General features: G+C 52.0%; 3 tRNA genes. All 3 read left to right on the top strand.

What is annotated here, in order from left to right:
* The first annotated feature begins 1 nt into the window (after position 1).
* Positions 2-91 (top strand) — tRNA-Ser (locus tag AT575_RS10320).
* A 10-nt stretch (positions 92-101) separates the two neighbouring features.
* Positions 102-175 (top strand) — tRNA-Met (locus AT575_RS10315).
* Between the two features lie 21 nt (positions 176-196).
* Positions 197-269, top strand: a tRNA-Phe gene (locus AT575_RS10310).
* The last annotated feature ends 2 nt before the right edge of the window (positions 270-271 follow it).

Genomic DNA, 271 nt, shown 5'->3' with positions numbered 1-271 from the left:
TGGAGGATTACCCAAGTCCGGCTGAAGGGAACGGTCTTGAAAACCGTCAGGCGTGTAAAAGCGTGCGTGGGTTCGAATCCCACATCCTCCTTTTTACTTATCGCGGGATGGAGCAGCTAGGTAGCTCGTCGGGCTCATAACCCGAAGGTCGTAGGTTCAAATCCTGCTCCCGCAATATACAATGTTTTGTATACATGGCTCGGTAGCTCAGTTGGTAGAGCAATGGATTGAAGCTCCATGTGTCGGCGGTTCGATTCCGTCTCGCGCCATT

It is taken from the genome of Streptococcus penaeicida (assembly GCF_002887775.1).
GTDB classification, from domain to species: Bacteria; Bacillota; Bacilli; order Lactobacillales; family Streptococcaceae; genus Streptococcus; species Streptococcus penaeicida.
This window is presented reverse-complemented; position numbering and strand designations above follow the sequence as displayed.